This is a genomic window from Mesorhizobium sp. MC2-1-1, assembly GCF_057597255.1.
Map to the genome: position 1 here is coordinate 4,615,502 of NZ_CP195205.1, position 17,875 is coordinate 4,633,376.

Here is a 17,875-nt window from a genome sequence, read left to right on the forward strand (position 1 = left end):
GCGCCTACTATTCCGCCGGCGATGGTTTCTTGCGGAACATCGCCGCCAGATTGTCCCACAATTCGATCTTGGCGCCCTGCCGCTTCATGATCACGCCCTGCTGCAGGATCGACAGCGTGTTGTTCCAGGCCCAGTAGATGACGAGGCCGGCCGGGAACGAGCCCATCATGAAGGTGAAGATCACCGGCATCCAGGTGAAGATCGCCGCTTGCGTCGGGTCCGGCGGCGCAGGGTTCATGCGCATCTGCAGGAACATGGTGATGCCCATCACCACCGCCCAGGCGCCCATATGCGGCAGGAAGGCGGGCGCCGCGAAGGGCAGCAGGCCGAACAGGTTGAAGATTGACGTCGGATCGGGGGCCGCAAGGTCGTGGATCCAGCCGAAGAACGGCGCGTGGCGCATCTCGATGGTGATGTAGAGCACCTTGTAGAGCGAGAAGAAGACCGGGATCTGCAGCGCCACCGGCCAGCAGCCGGCGAGCGGATTGATCTTCTCGGTCTTGTAGAGCTCCATCATCGCCTGCTGCTGCTTCATCTTGTCGTCCGCGTATTTCTCGCGGATCTCGAGCATCTTCGGCTGCACCTTCTTCATGTTCGCCATCGAGGCGTAGGACTTGTTGGCGAGCGGGAAGAAGATGGCCTTGACGATGACGGTGGTGGCGAGGATCGCCAGGCCGAAATTGCCGAAGAATTTGTAGAGCGTGTCGATAAGCCAGAACATCGGCTTGGTGATGAAATAGAACCAGCCCCAGTCGATCAGAAGGTTGAACTGGCGGATATGACGGTCGGCCTCATAGGCGTTGATCTTGGCGACTTCCTTGGCACCGGCGAAGACCTCGGTTTCCACGGTCGCCGACTGGCCGGCTTCGATGTTTATCGGGTCGGTCAGGAAATCGGATTGATAGCGATGGCGCCCGTCCTCGAAATAGGCGTAACGCGGCTGGAAGGGTTGCTTCTCGGTCGGCACCAGCGTCACGGCCCAGTATTTGTCGGTGATGCCGACCCAGCCGTCGGTCGACTTGCCGGGCTTGACTTCCTTGTCCTTCTCGATCGCCGCGTATTTGTACTCCGACAGCCCTTCGCTGCCGGTGACGCCGATCAGGCCTTCATGCAGCACATAGGTGCTGGCGACGGCCGGCTTGTCGTAGCGCGTGACGCGGCCATAGTTGAACAGGCTTACGGTGGCCGTTCCCGAATTCTGCACCGTGTCGGAAACGGTGAACATGTAGTCGTTGTCGACCGAGATGGTGCGCTTGAAGGTCAGGCCCTTGTCGTTGGTGTAGCTCAGCGTCACCGGCGTCGAGGGGGTCAGCGTCGGATTGCCTTCGACGCTCCACACCGTGTCCGAGCCCGGCACCGCGCCAGTCTTGTCGGTGCCGACGAAACCGATCTCGGCGAAATAGCCGGTAGGTAGCGCCTGCGGGTTGAGAAGCTGGATCTCGGGCGAGTTCTTGTCGACGGTCTCGTTATAATGCTTGAGCCTGAGGTCGTCGAGCCGGGCGCCGGTCAGGTTGATCGAGCCCTCGAGGCTGGGCGTCTCGATCTTGACGCGCTTGGTCGCTGCAACGGCCTGGTCGCGGCTGGCTGCCGTCACCGTGTCGCCGCCCGGCGCGTTGGGGATCGCGCCAGCTGTGGGAGCCGGCGTCCCGGCCGAGCCGGAATTGGCGCCGCCGCCCGCTTCCTTCTTCTGCGCCTCGACGCGCTGCTGCTCGATACGGGCCTGCTCGCGCTGCTGCTCCATGCGCGGGTTCATGTAGAACACCTGCCAGAGCGTCAGGATCAGCACCGACAGCGCGATGGTGATGAAGAAATTGCGGTTGTTTTCCATCGAAAGCCCTTGGCCTATCGTGTTCCGCGCAGCCGGCGGGATAGCTCGGCCTTCAACTGGCCGAACGGAGTGGCGAGCACGTCTTCACGCCCGACGATGACATAGTCATTGCCGGGCGCCATGTCATTGGCGGCATGCGTGCGCACGGCTTCCCTGAGCCTGCGCCGGACGCGGTTGCGCACCACGGCGTTGCCGACCTTCTTGGTGACGGTGTAGCCGACACGCGGCGCAAGGTCATCGCCGCGGTCGAGAACTTCAACGAGAAAAAGCCGTCCGCGGCGTTTCTCGCCGCCGCGCACAGCCAGGAAGTCCGCGCGTTTCAGAAGCCGCCCGGGAGTTTTCCCCTTTGGCTTGCCGGGTGCGGGCAACGATCTTGTCTTTCGTTCAGGCGCTGAGCCGCTTGCGGCCGCGGTTGCGGCGGGCAGCAACGACGCCACGGCCACCTTTGGTGGCCATGCGGGCACGGAAACCATGCCGGCGCTTACGGACGAGCTTGGAAGGTTGGTATGTACGCTTCATTTGTTTTAATACCGCGGGGTGCGGCCCTTCTTGATTCTGTCACTCTGTAACAGGAGCTTTGCCGGGCCGGCTTAGGCGCGATCGAAACCGCGCCGGGACGAATGGCCCGAGCGTGAGCGGGCTTATAGGAAGAAGGTTTTTGGAAGTCAATCCGCCCAGCCACGATGTAATTTTTCGCGGGGGAGGCGATGAAATTGGCAAAAAGCCGCAAATCGCATAATCTTGGTCGATCAAGGCTTCGTGAAGACCGCGTCATGACGAGTCAAGTCCTGTCGAGCGATGAGAAGGCACGGCCGGCTGCGGCGAATTCGTCGCGGCGGGTGCCGCTGTCGCGCGGCCTGTCGACCAAGCTTCTCCTGCTCACCATCGCCTTCGTGCTTCTGGCTGAAATCCTGATCTTCCTGCCCTGGATAGCAAGCTACCGCGTCAACTGGCTGAAGGAGCGGCTGAGCACAGCCGCCGCCGTGTCGATAGTGCTGTTGCAGGGCGAGCCCAACTCGCTGTCGCACAATGCCCAGAACGACGTGCTGATGGCGATCGGCGCCAAGGCGATCGCCGTGCGCGACGGCGGCGTCTCCCGGCTGCTCGTCGTTTCGGACATGCCCCCTCAGGTCGACGAGCATATCGACATTTCCAATGTCGGGCTGGTCAATGGCATGACCGGCGCGCTCGACACGCTGGTCTTCGGCGGCAAGCGCATGCTGCGCGTCTTCGGTCCGGTCGGCGACAGCGACAAGGAATTCGAGCTGATCATGCCGGACTATCGGCTGCGTGACGCCATGCTGAGATATTCGCGCAACGTTGCCGTCGTCTCGCTGCTCATCTCGCTGTTCACCGCCATGCTGGTCTACGCGGCGATCGACCTGATCATGATCGGGCCGATCCGCACCATGACGCGCTCGATCCTGTCCTTTTCCGAGGCGCCCGACGACCCGGGGCGCATCATCTGCCCGACGGAGCGCGCCGACGAGATCGGCGTCGCCGAACGCGAGCTGGCGCAGATGCAGGATAGGCTGCAGAAAATGCTTTCCGAACAGAAGCACCTTGCAGACCTCGGCCTTGCCGTGTCGAAGATCAACCACGACATGCGCAATATCCTAGCTTCCGCGCAGCTTATGTCGGATCGCCTGCGCCAGGTGAAGGACCCGACCGTGCAGTCCTTCGCGCCGAAGCTGTTGCGCGCGCTCGACCGCGCCGTTGCCTATTCGGAGGGCGTGCTTGCCTATGGCCGCACGCAGGAACCGGCGCCGTCGCGCCGTCGCTTGCGGCTGCGCCAGCTGGTCGACGACGTGCACGGCCTGCTCGACATCGAGGAAGGCATCGAGTTCATCAACGGCGTCGAGATCGCCTTCGAGGTCGACGCCGATTCCGACCAGCTCTTCCGGGTGCTCACCAATCTCTGCCGCAACTCGGTGCAGGCGATGGCCGCCGACACCGAAAGCGCGGTGGTGCGGCGGCTGGCGGTCGCGGCCGAGCGCCATGGCAGCGTCAGCCGCATCACGGTCACCGACACCGGTCCGGGCCTGCCACCCAAGGCGCGTGAGAACCTGTTCGCCGCCTTCCGCGGCTCGGCGCGCAGCGGCGGCACCGGGCTTGGCCTGGCGATCGCGCATGAATTGATCCGCGCCCATGGCGGCACGGTCGAACTGGTCGAATCGATCGGCGGCCGCACCGTCTTCGCCGTCACCATTCCCGATCAGCCCGTCCGGCTCGACCAGGCCCGCACCGGACTGCGCCGTCCGGCTTGAGGCTATCGGCTGCGGCTGGGCTGCCTGTCGGCAACGGCGCGTCTCAATCGAAACCGGCAAAAAACTGTTGCGACAAAACTTTTGCCGGATTGGCTTGCTTTTCGCAAATTCAGTCGTTAGGGAACACTCCACATCGCGGCCGGCCGTCTCGACCGGATCGCGGGGCTTGTGTCACACACGGCCTGTTGCGCGCCCGTAGCTCAGCTGGATAGAGCACCAGACTACGAATCTGGGGGTCAGGAGTTCGAATCTCTTCGGGCGCGCCATCATTTCACTCCTAGACAAAGGCGAGTACCACATCGGTACCGGCAATTGTTCGTGGCCAAGATAGGGACGCGGTATGACGCGCCCGCGCGGCTCGACCTTTCGCATGGGCGGCCCAGCGAAAGACAGCGAAGGTGGAACTGCTGCTTCAGAGGATCAATCGCTCGACCAGGCGCTTTGATGGGCTAACTCGAGCCGCACGCGGCTGGCGACTATCCTGTTGGAAGGACAACAATGCCGTGGTTGAAGAGATGATTGCGGAGGCGGCGTTCCTCAATCTGTTCGACCAAATTTGCGGAAGGAAATCGGTCGACCTAACCTGTAGCTGATTGCGCTGCGCAACCGGATCCTGTGCCATTTGATTCAAGAAGTGGGAGTGGACCATGGCCAAGCTCGTGTTCGGAATGAACCAGTCGCTGGACGGCTACGTCGATCACATGGCGTTCGGGCCGAGCCCGACGCTATTCCGCCATTTCATCGAGGAGGCGCGGGGGCAGGCGGGAAGCATCTACGGTCGCCGCATGTATGAGATCATGCGCTACTGGGACGACGAGCATCCCGAATGGGATGCCGACCGGCTAGCCTACGCGGCGGCGTGGCGGAACCAGCCGAAATGGGTCGTTTCGCGTTCGTTGCAGTCCGTCGGCCCCAACGCCACGCTTGTCGAGGGCGACCTCGAGGGCGCGATCCGCGAGCTGAAGGCCGGGCGCGACGGTGAGATCGAGGTCGCCGGCCCGGCTCTGGCGCAAAGCCTCACCGATCTGGGCTTGATCGATGAGTATCGCATCTATCTGCACCCCGTGGTGCTTGGCCGCGGCAAGCCATATTTCGCCGGACCTCGGCCGCCCCTGCGCCTCGCGGCTCATGATCGCATCGGCGAGGATGTGATCAGGTTGACCTACTGTCCTGCCTGATCTCGCTATCGAGCAAGAAAATCCCGCACCGCGCTGATCGTCGGCTTGGGGGCCTCTTCCATCAGCCAGTGTCCGGAATCGGGGATGACGACCCCGGTCACGTTGCTGGCGGCGTTGCGCATGACGACTGCCTCCATCTCGCCAAACGACTTCGCGCCGCCGATGGCAAGCACGGGCATTGGCAGCTTCCTGGCCAGGGCGGACTGGTTGTCGACGGCATCCTGGCGGATCGACCGAAACTGCGCGAAGGCGGCGTGCATCGCGCCGGGCCTTGCATAGAGTTTCGCGTAGTGCTGGCGGGTCGCTTCATCGAACTTCGCCGGCGTGCCCGCGAACTCGTTCCAGAACCTGTCTAGATAGATGCGTTCGCGGCCGAGCACGAGGCGCTCCATGTCGGGACCGCCGAAATCGAAATGCCAGAGCCTCGGATCGCGCACGATGTCGTTCCAGGGCGGAATGCCAGGCACCGGCGCGTCCATGACGACAAGTTTGTCTGTCTTTTCGGGATAGCGGGCTGCATAGGCATAAGCGACCATCGTGCCGATATCGTGCCCGATGATGTCGGCCTTCCCGATGCGCAGATGATCAAGCACGGCCTGGATGTCGGCGGCCTGGTTCCATTTTTCGTAGCCGCCCTCCGGGATCGAGGAAAGCCCCATGCCGCGCAGATCGGGAACGATGACGGTATGATCCTTGGAAAGGTCGACAGCCAGCCGTTCCCACATGTCGCCGGTGTCGCCAAACCCGTGGATCAGCACCACGGCTGGCCCCGATCCGCCAATGCGCGCATAGATTTCGGCGCCGTTCGCGGCGACCATTTCAGTCCGGAAGCCCGGAAAAGTGCCGCCTTCCGCATGAACGGCCATCGGCGCGCCGATCGCCAGGAACAACGAAAGCATCATCACCTTGCCGAGCATCTTACCCTCTCACCATTTAGATCCACAGGTGCTGAAATCTAGAACGATCGTTCTACATTAAGCAAGCCCTATTATGCAAAACGCTGAGTCGGAGGTTGGCATGGGAGCAGGAAGACCACGCGAGTTCGACATCGACCAGGCGCTCGACCGGGCGGTCCAGCTGTTCTGGCGCCATGGCTATGAAGGGACTTCAATCGCCGACCTTACCGAGGCGCTCGGCATAACCCGCGCGAGTCTCTACGCTGCGTTCGGCAGCAAGGAGGCCTTGTTCCAGCGCGTTATGGACCGCTACGAGAGCCGGGCCGGTTCCTACAGGCGCGCCGCGCAGCAGGCTACGGCGCTCGAGGACGCCATCCGGCACCTGATGACCGGGCCGGTCGAGCTGCACGGAGATAAGCGCAATCCGCGGGGCTGTCTGGGTGTTCAGGGGGCATTGTCCGTCAGCCCGCTCTCGCAGGCGGTCAGAGGAGATCTGGCCGCGCGGCGTCGCCGCGGCGAGCTAGGTATTCTCGATCGGCTGCAACGCGCGCGCGATGAGGGCGAGCTGCCGGCCGGCGCGCAACCTGCGGACCTCGCCCGGTATTTTTCCGCATTGATATACGGAATGGCGATACTGTCGGCCGACGGAGCGAGCAAGAAGGAGCTGGAAGCTGTCGCGGACATTGCCCTTCGTGGCTGGTCGAATAGTTCGAGAAGCGATGGCGATTTCATGAACCCATAGCGGCGCGGCGGTCATTCCCGCGAAGCACGGTCCGACGCGGACCACCCGCCCAGACTGAATTCAAGCCGTTTCGAGCTTGTTCCGCGGCAGGACCGGCGCACTTCAGCTTGCTTGCGGTGCCGTCCGCGCCTGGACGAGCACCCGGTGTTCGAACCTCCATAGAAGAATCGGGCAGGCGACAAGCGCGGCGATGCCGAGGCCGAGAGCCGCGCCGGCGCTGCCTGCCCAAAGGGCAAGCTGACCGCCGAGCCATGGCGCGACCAGCATCGTGGCGTAGTACACCGTGTAGAAGAGGCCCATCCCTACCGCCCGCGTCGCCGGCGCCAGCACGCGCGCCGGCAGGCTCATGATCGATCCGGCCGGGAGCCCGCAGACCAGCCCGAGCGCAACCAGGGTGGGCAGCACCGGCGAACCCCACCACAACAGGAGAACAAGTGCAGCGAAAGCGAGGCTGCTTGCCGCAAGCAAGCCATTGCGGCTGCCTGTGCGGTCGGCGAGGTAGCCTCCGAGCGGAACCGACAGGGCCGCAAGCCACAGCACGATGCTGACGGCCGAGCCCGCGGCGGCGGTCGACCAGCCACGCTCGACCAGCATCGACGGCCCGAAGCTGAAGATCATGGCGAAACCGACATTGTAGAAGGCCCATATCGAGCCTGCCAGCAGCACGGCCCACATGGCCGGCTTCGTCAGTCGCGGGGCTTCCGCCGCAATCGGGGCGACGGACTGGCCGGGTGGCTGGTAGAATAGCTCCACCAAGACCAACGCCGCGCCGACAAGGGCCATCACCGCAACCTGCGCGCCCGCCACGCCGAGTTGTGACTGGATCGGCGGCAGCACGACGAGGGTGAGGGCGATTCCCAACGGCCAAGAGTTGATGAAGATCGCCATTGCGCTGGCGATCTGCCGGCTCGAGAACCAGTCGACGATCATCTTGGTCATCAACACGTTCAGCAGCACGCCGCCCATGCCCGCGATGAGGCGGCCCGCGATCTGCACCGCCCATGAAACCGAGGCGCACAGCAGCGCCTCGCCCGCCAGCATCATGACCAGGCCGGCAAGCACGATCGCCTTGTCGCCGAAACGCCGGCCGATCGCGCCGCCTGGAAGCGCCAGCGCGATGCCGGGCGCGAAATAAACGCCGATAAGAACGCCGATATCGGCGATACTGGCGTTCAGTGTCCTGCCCAATTCCGGCGCGATGGCCGCGATGCTCTGAAACTGCACCGCCATCGCCGCTCGGGCGACGAAGAGCACCGCAAGGATCGTCCAGCGACTGCGCACGGTCCCGGATTATCCAGGCCTGATGTTCTGGTTCAATCGGAAGAGATTGGTCGGGTCGTATTGCGTCTTGACGGCGGCGAGACGCGCATAGTTGGAGCCGTAGGCATCACGCACGCGCCCCTCGCCCTCGTCACCCAGATTATTGGCGTAGACTCCGCCGGTTGAGAATGGCCGGACTGCATTCCACAGCTCGCGCGCCCAGCTTATGTTCACCTCGTCATCGGCCGGATCGTCCCAAATGGCGATCGGGAAGCAGTCGAGGGCCGCATCGCGATTGGCGTAGGGCGAGTGCGACGCCGGCACGCGGGCGATCGCCCCGCCGACCTGCTGGAAAACCAGCAGGGACGAGTGATTGGGCGCCCTCGCGTAAGCGTCGAGCAGCGTCTCGATCGCGCCGTCGCTGATCTCACGCAGGAACTGCGCTTTCCAGTAGTAGCGACGTCCGCTAGGAAACAGGCTGTCGCCCGCCGATTGGATCTGGAGATACGGAACGGCCTGAAGGCGGCTGTCGATGGGGGATCCGAATGTCATCAGCGGCTCAAGGACGGCTTGGCCCGCTTCGGGCGGCCCTGCATAGCAGGCCGAAATGCTGAAGGCTCGCTCGCCCGAGGGCAGCGTAATAAGCGCGGCGTCGACGCTCGCCTCGTCGGGGGCGTGGAGCGAGAATTTGTCGTAAAACCGCATGGCCTCGCGTGCATCATCCCAGCCGTGCAGCACCGAGCCTACGAGTAGGTCCGGACCGAGTGGGTGCAGCCGGTACTCGAACGCCGTCACGATGCCGAAATTCCCGCCGCCGCCACGCAGGGCCCAGAACAGGTCGGGATAAGCGTCGGCGCTTGCGCGCAGCAGCCTTCCGTCGGCGGTGACGATTTCGGCCGCGATCAAATTATCGCAGCTCAGGCCGTGCTTTCGACCGAGCTTGCCGAAGCCCCCGCCGAGCGTCAGACCGGCTATCCCAGTGTCGCCGTTGACGCCCATGGTCGTCGCAAGCCCATGCGCCTGCGTGGCTGCGTCGAACTCGGCGAGGGTCAATCCCGCTTCGGCCCTGGCGACGCGGCGCTCGGGATCGACGACGATCTTCTTCATGCGCGACAGGTCGATCACCAGTCCATCGTCGCAGACCGACAGGCCGGCGACGTTGTGGCCGCCGCTGCGAACGGCCACGAGACAGCCTTGTGATCGAGCATGGGTCACGGCACGGACGACATCATCGGCGTTGGCGCAAAAGACGATTGCGGCCGGCCGCCTGTCGATTGCCCCATTCCAGACCCTGCGCGCCTGGTCGTAGCGGGCGTCCGTCGGCAAGACGACTTCGCCTTGCAGACCTTGGCGGAGCTGTTCGATCGCCGCGATCATTGAATGGGGTCTGCCTGATTTCACTTCGGTCTGTCGTGGAAGCTCCATCGTTGCCGCCCTCGGTTTCAACGGGACCACGGTCTCACGGGGCCTGACCTTCTGCAAAAGCGAAATTCTTAGCGACTGGATGAATGAAATTCATCTACACTGCCGGTATGGGAAACCGCCTGCCGCTACGCGCCCTGCACGCCTTCGAGGTAGCCGCCCGGCACGGCAGCTTCAAGGCCGCGGCGGAGGAACTCGGGGTGACGCCGACGGCGATCAGCCACCAGGTCCGCCAGCTGGAAGAGATATGCGGTTGCAAGCTGTTTCAGCGCCGGCCGCGCCCGCTAGTCCTGACCAGCGCGGGAGCGCGGCTGTTTCCGATCCTGCGCAACGGCTTCGATCTTCTCGCCGGGTCCCTTGCCGCGGTCACCGAGCCGGACGCCGAGGCGCCGTTGCGGGTGACAAGTCCGAACGCTTTCGCGAGCCGTTGGCTGGTGCCTCGCCTGCCGAAATGGCGAGAGGCCAACCCGACCGTGCCATTGGAGATCATCGGGACGGACGCGCTGCTCGATCTGCGCGCCGGCGCTGCGGATGTGGCAATCCGCTACACGCGCCGCGCGCCCGTGGGCTTTGCCGGGCAAGAGCTGTGCCGCGATTCCTTCTTTCCCATCTGCAGTCCGGGGTTGCTGGCAAGCGGCGGACGGTCGATCGAACGCGCCGCCGATCTCCTGCGCTATCCGCTGATCCATTTCGACTGGATGAACCGGGATCCGGACGCTCCCACCTGGCGCCGGTGGCTGGCGACGGCCCGTTCGATCGATCCGGAACTGATCCCGGAAAAAGCCTGGGACCTGAGTTTCCGCGAGGAACTGCATGCCATCGATGCGGTCGTCGCCGGGCAAGGCATCGCGATCTTGAGCGACGTCGTGGTCGGCCGTGAGTTGGGCAACGGCTCGCTCGTCAGGGCGCACCCGTTGTCACTGCCGGGCTACAGCTTCTATCTCGTGTGGACGCAGCACAATGCGCGATCCACGGTGATAGAGACTTTCCTGGGGTGGATGAGAACCGTCTTGTAAGGCGGTGGGAACCGCCGCGCAGTGCCTTCTCACCCTTCTATGCCCATCCGCCGTTCATCCGAGATGTCGCCTGTCGTGTCCGGTTCGTTGGTCGGCAGATCCGGCACGACGCAACAGCATCATGCCTTGGACGCTCCACCCTTCCCGTTCGCGCCGTCGAGCAGCGCGATCAATCCCTTGAGGATCTCGATCGGGGGCGGCGGGCAGCCTGGAATGTGCAGGTCGACCGGCACCACGTCCGCCACGCCGCCGACGACAGCGTAGCTGCCGGCGAAACAGCCGCCGTCCCTGGCGCAGTCGCCGAGCGCGACCACCCATTTCGGGTTGGGCGTGGCGTCGTAGGTCCGCTTGAGCGCTTCGCGCATGTTCTTGGTGACCGGCCCGGTGACCAGAAGCACGTCGGCATGGCGCGGCGAGGCGACGAAGCGGAAGCCGAAGCGCTCGATGTCGTAGAAGGCGTTGTTGAGCGCGTGCATTTCGAGCTCGCAGCCATTGCAGGAGCCGGCGTCGACCGCGCGGATCGACAGGCTCCGGCCGAGCCGCCTGCGGGCAAGCCCGTCAAGCGCGTGCGCCAGCTCGTCGACGGCAGTGTTGCTGGCTTGCGGCGCGCGCTCGGTCAGCGGCGGGCGGATGAGGCTTTCGAAGAGCAGTTTTCGCATGACGGTGTGCCTCGGCCCGGCCTAGAGGTCATGGCCGGAATAGGAGCAGTTGAAAGATTTGTTGCAAAGCGGGAAGTCGGCGATGATGTTGCCGTCGATCGCCGCTTCCAGCAGCGGCCACTGGAACCATGAAGGGTCGCGCAGGTGGCAGCGCTCGATCAGGCCGTCCTTGCCGATGCGCAGCCAGACCAGTATGTCGCCGCGGAAACCCTCGACCAGCGCCATCCCCTCGCGCGGCTCCTCCGGCGCGGCGATATCGACGCCGATCGGGCCTTCGGGCAGGCGCGATAGCATCTGCTCGACCAGTGACAGGCTCTGCTCGACCTCCCGCACGCGGATCCAGACGCGGGCATTGACGTCGCCCTCCTGCAGCACCGGCACGTCGAAGGCAAGCTGGTCGTAAGGCGCGTAGCCCGGGCTGCGGCGCGCATCGAATTCGCGGCCCGACGCCCGCCCGACATAGCCGCCGGCGGCATATTGCCGGGCAAGATCGACCTTGAGCCGACCGGTCGCCACCGTGCGGTCCTGCAGCGAGGCGGTATTATCGTAGAGCTCCACCAGATGCGGAAAGCGCTGCCTGATCTCCGCGACAAGCGATCGTATGGCGCTTGTTCCCGCCTCGCCCAGATCGCTTGTCGTGCCGCCGGGCACGATGCAGTCGCGCATCAGGCGATGGCCGAAGGCCGTGTCGGCGGCGCGCAGCACGCGCTCACGCAGCACGCCGCAATGCGCAAGCATGATCGCGAAGGCGGCGTCGTTGCAGATCGCGCCGATATCGCCGAGGTGGTTGGCAAGCCGCTCCAGCTCGGCCATCAGCGCCCGCAGCCACGTCGCGCGCGGCGGCGGCGTGACGCCCAGCGCCGCCTCCGCGGCGCGGGCGAAGGCCAGCGAATAGGCGACCGTGCTGTCGCCTGATGTCCGGCCCGCGAGTTTCGCGGCACGATCGATAGGCGCGCCGGCCATCAGGCCTTCGATACCCTTGTGCACATAGCCAAGCCGCTCCTCCAGCCGCACCACCGTCTCGCCGCCGGCCGTGAAGCGGAAATGCCCCGGCTCGATGATGCCGGCATGGACAGGCCCGACCGCGACCTGATGGAGGCTCTCGCCTTCCGCTGTCAGGAACCGGTAGGAAGAGGCTGCTGCCGGCCCGCCGGGTTGCGCCGCCAGCGGATGGCTGGTGCCCCATTGGCCGTGGTCGAGCCAGCTTCGTGTGTCGGGCAGGCCCTGCGGCGCCAGCCCGAAGAGGTCCGCCGCGGCGCGTTCCAGCCGCAGCGCCGGAGAATGGCGCTGGCCGACCGACGGGTAGCGGCCGCCACGGCAATCCAGGCTGATCACGCCGATAGTCAGCGCCTCGTCGAGAAGCGCCATGTGAACCTTGTCAGGCTCCCCCCACAGGCCGAGCAGGCTCCAGCGGCCGCCGGCAAGCTGCTCGACGGCAAGGTTCCAGACTTTGGGGGCGACCACCGCGCGCGGCCAGGGCGCGTGATGCTCGATCCGGCGGCCGGCTTCTATGAGATCGGCGAGCGCGGGCATGTTTTTCCTCGCCATGCGCATCACCCCAGCATCCCGGCGACATGCTGGAACCACGCCACCAGCGGCGCCGGCAGATAGATGCCGGCGGCAAACACCAGGGCAAGGTGCGAATACATCGGCACGTAGGAGGCCTCGACCGGCGCCATGCCGCCGCGCGGCTCGCCGAAGGCAACGCCCGTCAGCCGCAGCAGCAGGGCCCCGAAGGCGACGAGCAGCCCGAACACCAGTGGGATCGCCAGCCACGTATGCCTGGCGAAAGTCGAGCTGACGACCAGGAATTCGCTCATGAAGATGCCGAGCGGCGGCAGGCCGGCGATTGCCACGACGCCGATGACGAGCGCCCAGCCAAGTCCGGGGTGGCTCTCGGTCAGGCCCCTGATCTCGGAGATCTTCTGCGTGCCCTTGACCTGCGCGATATGTCCGACGGCGAAGAAGATCGCCGATTTGGTCAGGCTGTGCATGACCATGTGCAGCAGGCCGGCGAAGTTGGCGAGCGGGCCGCCCATGCCGAAGGCGAAGACGATGATGCCCATATGCTCGATCGAGGAATAGGCGAACAGGCGTTTGATGTCGCGACGTCGGTAAAGCATGAAAGCCGCGAAGATCAGCGAGGTCAGTCCCATCGTGACCATCAGCGGTCCGGGGCCGATCGCCTGCGGGCTTGCCGCGAGCAGGAGCTTGAAGCGCAATACGGCATAGAGCGCGACGTTGAGCAGCAGGCCCGACAGCACCGCCGAGATCGGCGTCGGGCCCTCGGCGTGCGCGTCGGGCAGCCAGGCATGCAAGGGGGCAAGGCCGACCTTTGTGCCGTAGCCGAGCAGCAGGAAGATGAAGGCGACGCTGAGCAGCGCCGGATCGAAATGCGCGGCCTTCTCGATCAGCACCGACCAGACCATGGCGTTGGTGCCCTCGCCGACCACCGGCTGTGCGGCCATGTAGACAAGGATCGTGCCGAACAGGGCCAGCGCGATGCCGACGCTGCCGAGGATGAAATACTTCCAGGCCGCTTCCAGCGCCTCATGCGTGCGGTAGATTCCGACCATCAGCACGGTGGTCAGCGTGGCGAGTTCCACCGCGACCCACATCAGGCCGATATTGTTCGACACGAAGGCCAGGTTCATGCCGAACATCATGATCTGGTACATCGCGTGATAGAATTCTGAGGTTCCGCGCCGTCAGCCGGCCGGTCTCCAGCTCATGCGCGATATAGGAGGCGCTGAACACGCTGGTGGTGAAGCCGACGAATGCGTTGAGAACGATGAAGACGATGTTGAGGTCGTCGACCAGCAGATATGGGCCCGGCGCCGGCCGCGCCGTGATGAACAGCGACAGCGCCGCGAGCAAGGTCAGCAGGCTGGCGATGACGTTGACGACGGACGATGCCTTGTAGTTCGGCAGCGCCGCCAGGATGGCCGCGGCGCCCGCCGGGATGAAAAGGATCGCGGCCACGGCGTCAAACGAAAACCCGGTCACCTTCGTTCTCCCCGGTAGTCGTCGAGCGCGCCGATATCGACCGAATCGAACCGTTCCCGGATGCGGAACAGGAAGACGCCGATGACGATGAAGGCGATCAGGATCGAGAAGGCGACGCTGATCTCGACCACAAGCGGCATGCCCTTGGCGCCGGTGGCGGCCAGCACCAGGCCGTTCTCCAGCGACATGAAGCCGACGACCTGGCTCACGGCGTTGCGCCTAGTGACCATCACCAGGAGTCCCAGCAGGATGATCGACAGCGCGAAGGCGAGGTCCTCGCGGGCGAGCGGGTCGGCCTCGGGCGTCACCCGAAGCATCAGCACCATGGAGAGCGTCACCAGCCCGATGCCGGCGAGCATGGTCGGGCCGATGCCGACGGCGGTCTCGATGTCGCGGTGGATGCCGAGCCGCTGGATGATGCGATGCAGCCCGACCGGAATGACGATCGCCTTGAAGACCAACGCTATCGCCGCGGTGATGTAGAGGTGATGCGCGTCCTGGATATAGGCCTGCCAGGCGACCGACAGCGCAAGCACGACCGCATGCAGCGCAAAGACGTTGATCAGCGCGAACAGCCGGTCCTGGTAGAGCATCATGAAGGAGATCAGCACCAGGCTGCCGGCGAGCAGATGGGCGATGTCGAAGGTGAGACCGCTCATCACAGGCTCCGCGAGACGAACAGCAAAAGCGTGCCGAGCAGCGCCAGCATGAGCGCGGCCCCGAGGAAATCCGGCACGCGGAAGACACGCATCTTGGCGACCGCCGTCTCGAAGACGGCAAGCAGCATGGCAAGCACCATGAGCTTGCCGAGATAGGTGGCCGCGCCGATGGCCAGCGATTTCGGCCCCGTCCCACCGCTGTCCAGCCCCCAGGGCAGGAAGACGCAGGAAATCAGCGACATGTAGAGCAGGAGCTTGAGGAAGGTGGCGAGCTCGATCATCGCCAGGTGGCGGCCGGAATATTCCAGTATCATCGCCTCATGCACCATGGTGAGCTCCAGGTGCGTGGCCGGATTGTCGACCGGTATGCGCGCATTCTCGGCGATCGCCACTATCACCAGCGCGATCAGCGACATGCCGAGCGACACCCTCAGTCCGACCTCGGGCGACCCCATGAAGGCCGCGACCGTCGAAAGCTGCGTGGCGCCGGCCACCAGCGCCAGGCTGAACACGATGAGCAGCATCGCGGGTTCGGCCAGCGACGCGATCATCACCTCGCGGCTGGCGCCGAGGCCGCCGAAGCTGGTGCCGATATCCATTCCGGCCAGCGCCTGGAAGAAGCGTGCGCTGCCGAGCAGCGCCACGATGACGATGAGGTCGGCGGTCCAGCTGAATTCAAGTCCGGTGGCGAATGTCGGAACGAGCGCCGCCGCGACCCAGGTGGCGGCGAAGATCAGATAGGGCGTCACCCGGAACAGCCAGGACGCGTTGTCCGCCAGTACGACCTCCTTGCGCGTCAGCCGAACGAGGTCGCGATAGGGCTGGATCAGCGAAGGCCCCTGCCGCCGCAGCAGCCTTGCCTTCACCTTGCGCACGAAACCGATCAGCAGCGGCGCCAGCAAAAGCACCAGAAGCATCTGCGCGCCCTGCACGGCCAGTTGCGAGATCATGGCCATAGCGCCAGCACCAGAAGCAGGATGACGAGGTAGAGGAAGACCAGCGTCAGATAGCGGCGGATGCTCAGGAACTGCAGGCGGTTCAGCCGCTCGGTGGCGAAATCGATCGCGCCGGTGATCGGTTGGTAGAACGTCTCCCAGGCCACATCATGCATCTCCACCTTGAGGCGCGCCGGCTCCAGCGCCCCCGGTGCCGGCATGTCCACCGTCTCGCGGGAACGGAAGGCGAAGCCGCCGAAGACGCGGCGGATGGGCTGCGCGAAGCTCACGGCCGTGTATTGCGCGGCCGGCACCGCGTCCGTGAAGCCGCACCCCCATGCGATGCTCCGACGCGTGGCATGTGAGGCGAAGCGGTGGATGAAGAAGGCTGCCATCGATGCCGATATGATGATGAAGACGAACACCAGCAGGCCGTTATAGGAGCTGCGGCTCTCGGCGATCGGCACGATCGACAGCCAGGGCTCGGCCATCTGAACCGGCATGCGGTCGCCGAGGAGCGAAAGCGTCACCGGCGACAGGCCGTCGATGACGAAGCCAGGCAGGATGCCGGCAAGCAGGCACAAGGCGGCAAGCACGGCCATCGCCGCCAGCGACCAGCGGTCGACCTCATGCGCTTGTTCCACCGCCGCCGACCGCGCCCGGCCGAGGAAGGTGATGCCGAATGCCTTGACGAAGCAGGCCGCGGCCAGCGCCGCCGCCAGCGCCAGCATGCCGCCGACCGCGGGCACGATGACCTTCAGCCCCCATTGCGGCAGTTCCGGACTGAGCAATACGGCCTGGAAGACCAGCCATTCGGAGGCGAAACCGTTGAAGGGCGGCAGCGCCGAGATCGAGACGCAGCCGATGAGGAAGACGAAGCTGGTCACCGGCAGGCGGTGGATGAGGCCGCCGAGCTTTTCCATGTCGCGTTCCCCGGTTGCCGAGAGCACGGCGCCGGCGCCGAAGAACAGCAGGCTCTTGAAGAAGGAATGGTTCAGCACGTGGAAGAGTGCCGCGGTGAAGGCCAGCGCCGCGGCCGACGGCATGGCGTTCGCCTTGAAGGCCAGCGCAAGGCCGAGGCTGGCGAAGATGACGCCGATATTCTCGATGGTCGAATAGGCAAGCAGCCGCTTGAGGTCCTTTTCCATCAGCGCGTGCAGGATGCCCAGCACCGCCGTCACGCCGCCGATGAGAAGCACGGCTATGCCCGACCACCATGCCGGCTCGCCAAGCAGGTCGAACACGACGCGGATGAAGCCGTAGATCGCAACCTTGGTCATGATGCCGCTCATCAGCGCCGAGACGTGGCTCGGCGCCGCCGGGTGGGCAAGCGGCAGCCAGGCATGCAGCGGCACGAGGCCGGCCTTGGAACCGGCGCCCAGCAGCATGAGTACCAGCACCGCGCCGGCGGCGAAGCGATCTGGATGCACTGCCCGCATCGCGTCGAACGCATAGGATCCCGCCGGTCCTGCCAGCAGGCCGAAGGCAAGCAGCAGCGCCATCGTGCCGAAGCTTGCCATCACCAGGTAGATATAGCCGGCGCGCCGGTTGGCTTCGTCGCGATGATGCGCCATGACCAGCGCCCAGGAGGCGAGCGACATGAATTCCCAGGACAGAAGGAAGCTGAAGGCGTCGTTGGCCAGCACGACGAGATTCATGCCGGCGAGGAAGGCCGGATAGAATGGCAGGACGCGATGCGGCGCGGATTCGTGCTGGCCGTAGCCGAGCCCGTACAGGCTGGTGATGGCACCGCCCAGGTTGACGACGACGAGGAAGAACGCCGACAGGCCGTCGAGCCGGAACCGTGCGCCGGTCCATGGCAGGCCGAGCGGCAAGGTGACGGACACCTCACCGGAATTGCCGGCGAGGTGGCCGGCAGCGATCACCAGCAAGGCACCGGAAATGACCAGCGTCGCGCCATAGACCAGACGCGTCGCGGCGAGCCGGCTGGCGGCCGCGGCCGATATGGCTGTTCCCAGATACGCGGCGGGGCCGCACAACATAAGG

At 65.0% G+C, this 17,875-nt stretch carries 15 protein-coding genes, 1 tRNA gene and 1 pseudogene; 5 read left to right on the forward strand and 12 right to left on the reverse strand.

Going from position 1 to position 17,875, the window contains the following annotated elements; all coding sequences use genetic code 11:
- Positions 1-7: 7 nt before the first annotated feature.
- The 3 genes from yidC to rpmH are packed head-to-tail and all read right to left on the reverse strand — an operon-like array spanning position 8 to position 2,347.
- Positions 8-1,828, reverse strand: a complete 1,821-nt coding sequence (yidC, locus tag ACR64R_RS22940) for a membrane protein insertase YidC (protein WP_487358546.1) — start codon at positions 1,826-1,828, stop codon at positions 8-10.
- A gap of 14 nt (positions 1,829-1,842) precedes the next feature.
- Positions 1,843-2,196, reverse strand: a complete 354-nt coding sequence (gene rnpA / locus ACR64R_RS22945; protein ID WP_487358547.1) for a ribonuclease P protein component — start codon at positions 2,194-2,196, stop codon at positions 1,843-1,845.
- Positions 2,197-2,212: 16 nt separating this feature from the next.
- A complete protein-coding gene (gene rpmH, locus ACR64R_RS22950) occupies positions 2,213-2,347 on the reverse strand; it encodes a 50S ribosomal protein L34 (RefSeq protein ID WP_008833937.1) in 135 nt (44 codons plus the stop codon).
- Positions 2,348-2,601: 254 nt separating this feature from the next.
- Between rpmH and ACR64R_RS22955 the strand changes: the two genes are divergently transcribed.
- The 3 genes from ACR64R_RS22955 (at position 2,602) to ACR64R_RS22965 (ending at position 5,273) form a co-directional block, all read left to right on the forward strand.
- Positions 2,602-4,095 (forward strand): ATP-binding protein, encoded by a 1,494-nt coding sequence (locus ACR64R_RS22955; RefSeq protein ID WP_487358548.1) that lies wholly within the window; start codon positions 2,602-2,604, stop codon positions 4,093-4,095.
- A gap of 189 nt (positions 4,096-4,284) precedes the next feature.
- Positions 4,285-4,361 (forward strand) — tRNA-Arg (locus tag ACR64R_RS22960).
- 381 nt (positions 4,362-4,742) lie between these two features.
- A complete protein-coding gene (locus ACR64R_RS22965) occupies positions 4,743-5,273 on the forward strand; it encodes a dihydrofolate reductase family protein (RefSeq protein WP_487358549.1) in 531 nt (176 codons plus the stop codon).
- Positions 5,274-5,278: 5 nt separating this feature from the next.
- Here ACR64R_RS22965 and ACR64R_RS22970 read toward each other — a convergent pair whose 3' ends face one another.
- Positions 5,279-6,190, reverse strand: a complete 912-nt coding sequence (locus ACR64R_RS22970; RefSeq protein ID WP_487358550.1) for an alpha/beta fold hydrolase — start codon at positions 6,188-6,190, stop codon at positions 5,279-5,281.
- 100 nt (positions 6,191-6,290) lie between these two features.
- Between ACR64R_RS22970 and ACR64R_RS22975 the strand changes: the two genes are divergently transcribed.
- Positions 6,291-6,911: a TetR/AcrR family transcriptional regulator gene (locus tag ACR64R_RS22975; protein WP_487358551.1), complete on the forward strand. Its 621-nt coding sequence runs from the start codon at positions 6,291-6,293 to the stop codon at positions 6,909-6,911.
- Positions 6,912-7,013: 102 nt separating this feature from the next.
- On the opposite strand, the gene ACR64R_RS22980 is transcribed toward ACR64R_RS22975, so the two are convergent.
- Complete coding sequence (locus ACR64R_RS22980) at positions 7,014-8,192, reverse strand: MFS transporter (RefSeq protein WP_487358552.1); 1,179 nt, start codon at positions 8,190-8,192, stop codon at positions 7,014-7,016.
- 9 nt (positions 8,193-8,201) lie between these two features.
- Complete coding sequence (locus ACR64R_RS22985; RefSeq protein WP_487358553.1) at positions 8,202-9,548, reverse strand: FAD-binding oxidoreductase; 1,347 nt, start codon at positions 9,546-9,548, stop codon at positions 8,202-8,204.
- A gap of 131 nt (positions 9,549-9,679) precedes the next feature.
- On the opposite strand from ACR64R_RS22985, the gene ACR64R_RS22990 reads away from it, so the two are divergent.
- Positions 9,680-10,609, forward strand: a complete 930-nt coding sequence (locus tag ACR64R_RS22990) for a LysR substrate-binding domain-containing protein (protein WP_487358554.1) — start codon at positions 9,680-9,682, stop codon at positions 10,607-10,609.
- Positions 10,610-10,728: 119 nt separating this feature from the next.
- On the opposite strand, the gene ACR64R_RS22995 is transcribed toward ACR64R_RS22990, so the two are convergent.
- The 6 genes and pseudogenes from ACR64R_RS22995 to hyfB form a co-directional block, all read right to left on the reverse strand.
- Entirely contained in the window at positions 10,729-11,268 is a 540-nt protein-coding gene (locus ACR64R_RS22995; protein WP_487358555.1) for an NADH-quinone oxidoreductase subunit B family protein, read from the reverse strand.
- A gap of 21 nt (positions 11,269-11,289) precedes the next feature.
- Complete coding sequence (locus ACR64R_RS23000; protein WP_487362520.1) at positions 11,290-12,801, reverse strand: hydrogenase large subunit; 1,512 nt, start codon at positions 12,799-12,801, stop codon at positions 11,290-11,292.
- A 20-nt stretch (positions 12,802-12,821) separates the two neighbouring features.
- Positions 12,822-14,274 (reverse strand): annotated as a pseudogene (locus tag ACR64R_RS23005) (hydrogenase 4 subunit F).
- Complete coding sequence (locus tag ACR64R_RS23010; protein ID WP_487358556.1) at positions 14,271-14,933, reverse strand: hydrogenase-4 component E; 663 nt, start codon at positions 14,931-14,933, stop codon at positions 14,271-14,273. The pseudogene ACR64R_RS23005 and the gene ACR64R_RS23010 overlap by 4 nt, the downstream one beginning before the upstream one ends.
- Positions 14,933-15,889 (reverse strand): respiratory chain complex I subunit 1 family protein, encoded by a 957-nt coding sequence (locus ACR64R_RS23015; RefSeq protein ID WP_487358557.1) that lies wholly within the window; start codon positions 15,887-15,889, stop codon positions 14,933-14,935. The genes ACR64R_RS23010 and ACR64R_RS23015 overlap by 1 nt, the downstream gene beginning before the upstream one ends.
- Positions 15,880-17,871, reverse strand: a complete 1,992-nt coding sequence (gene hyfB / locus ACR64R_RS23020) for a hydrogenase 4 subunit B (RefSeq protein ID WP_487362521.1) — start codon at positions 17,869-17,871, stop codon at positions 15,880-15,882. The genes ACR64R_RS23015 and hyfB overlap by 10 nt, the downstream gene beginning before the upstream one ends.
- Positions 17,872-17,875 lie beyond the last annotated feature (4 nt).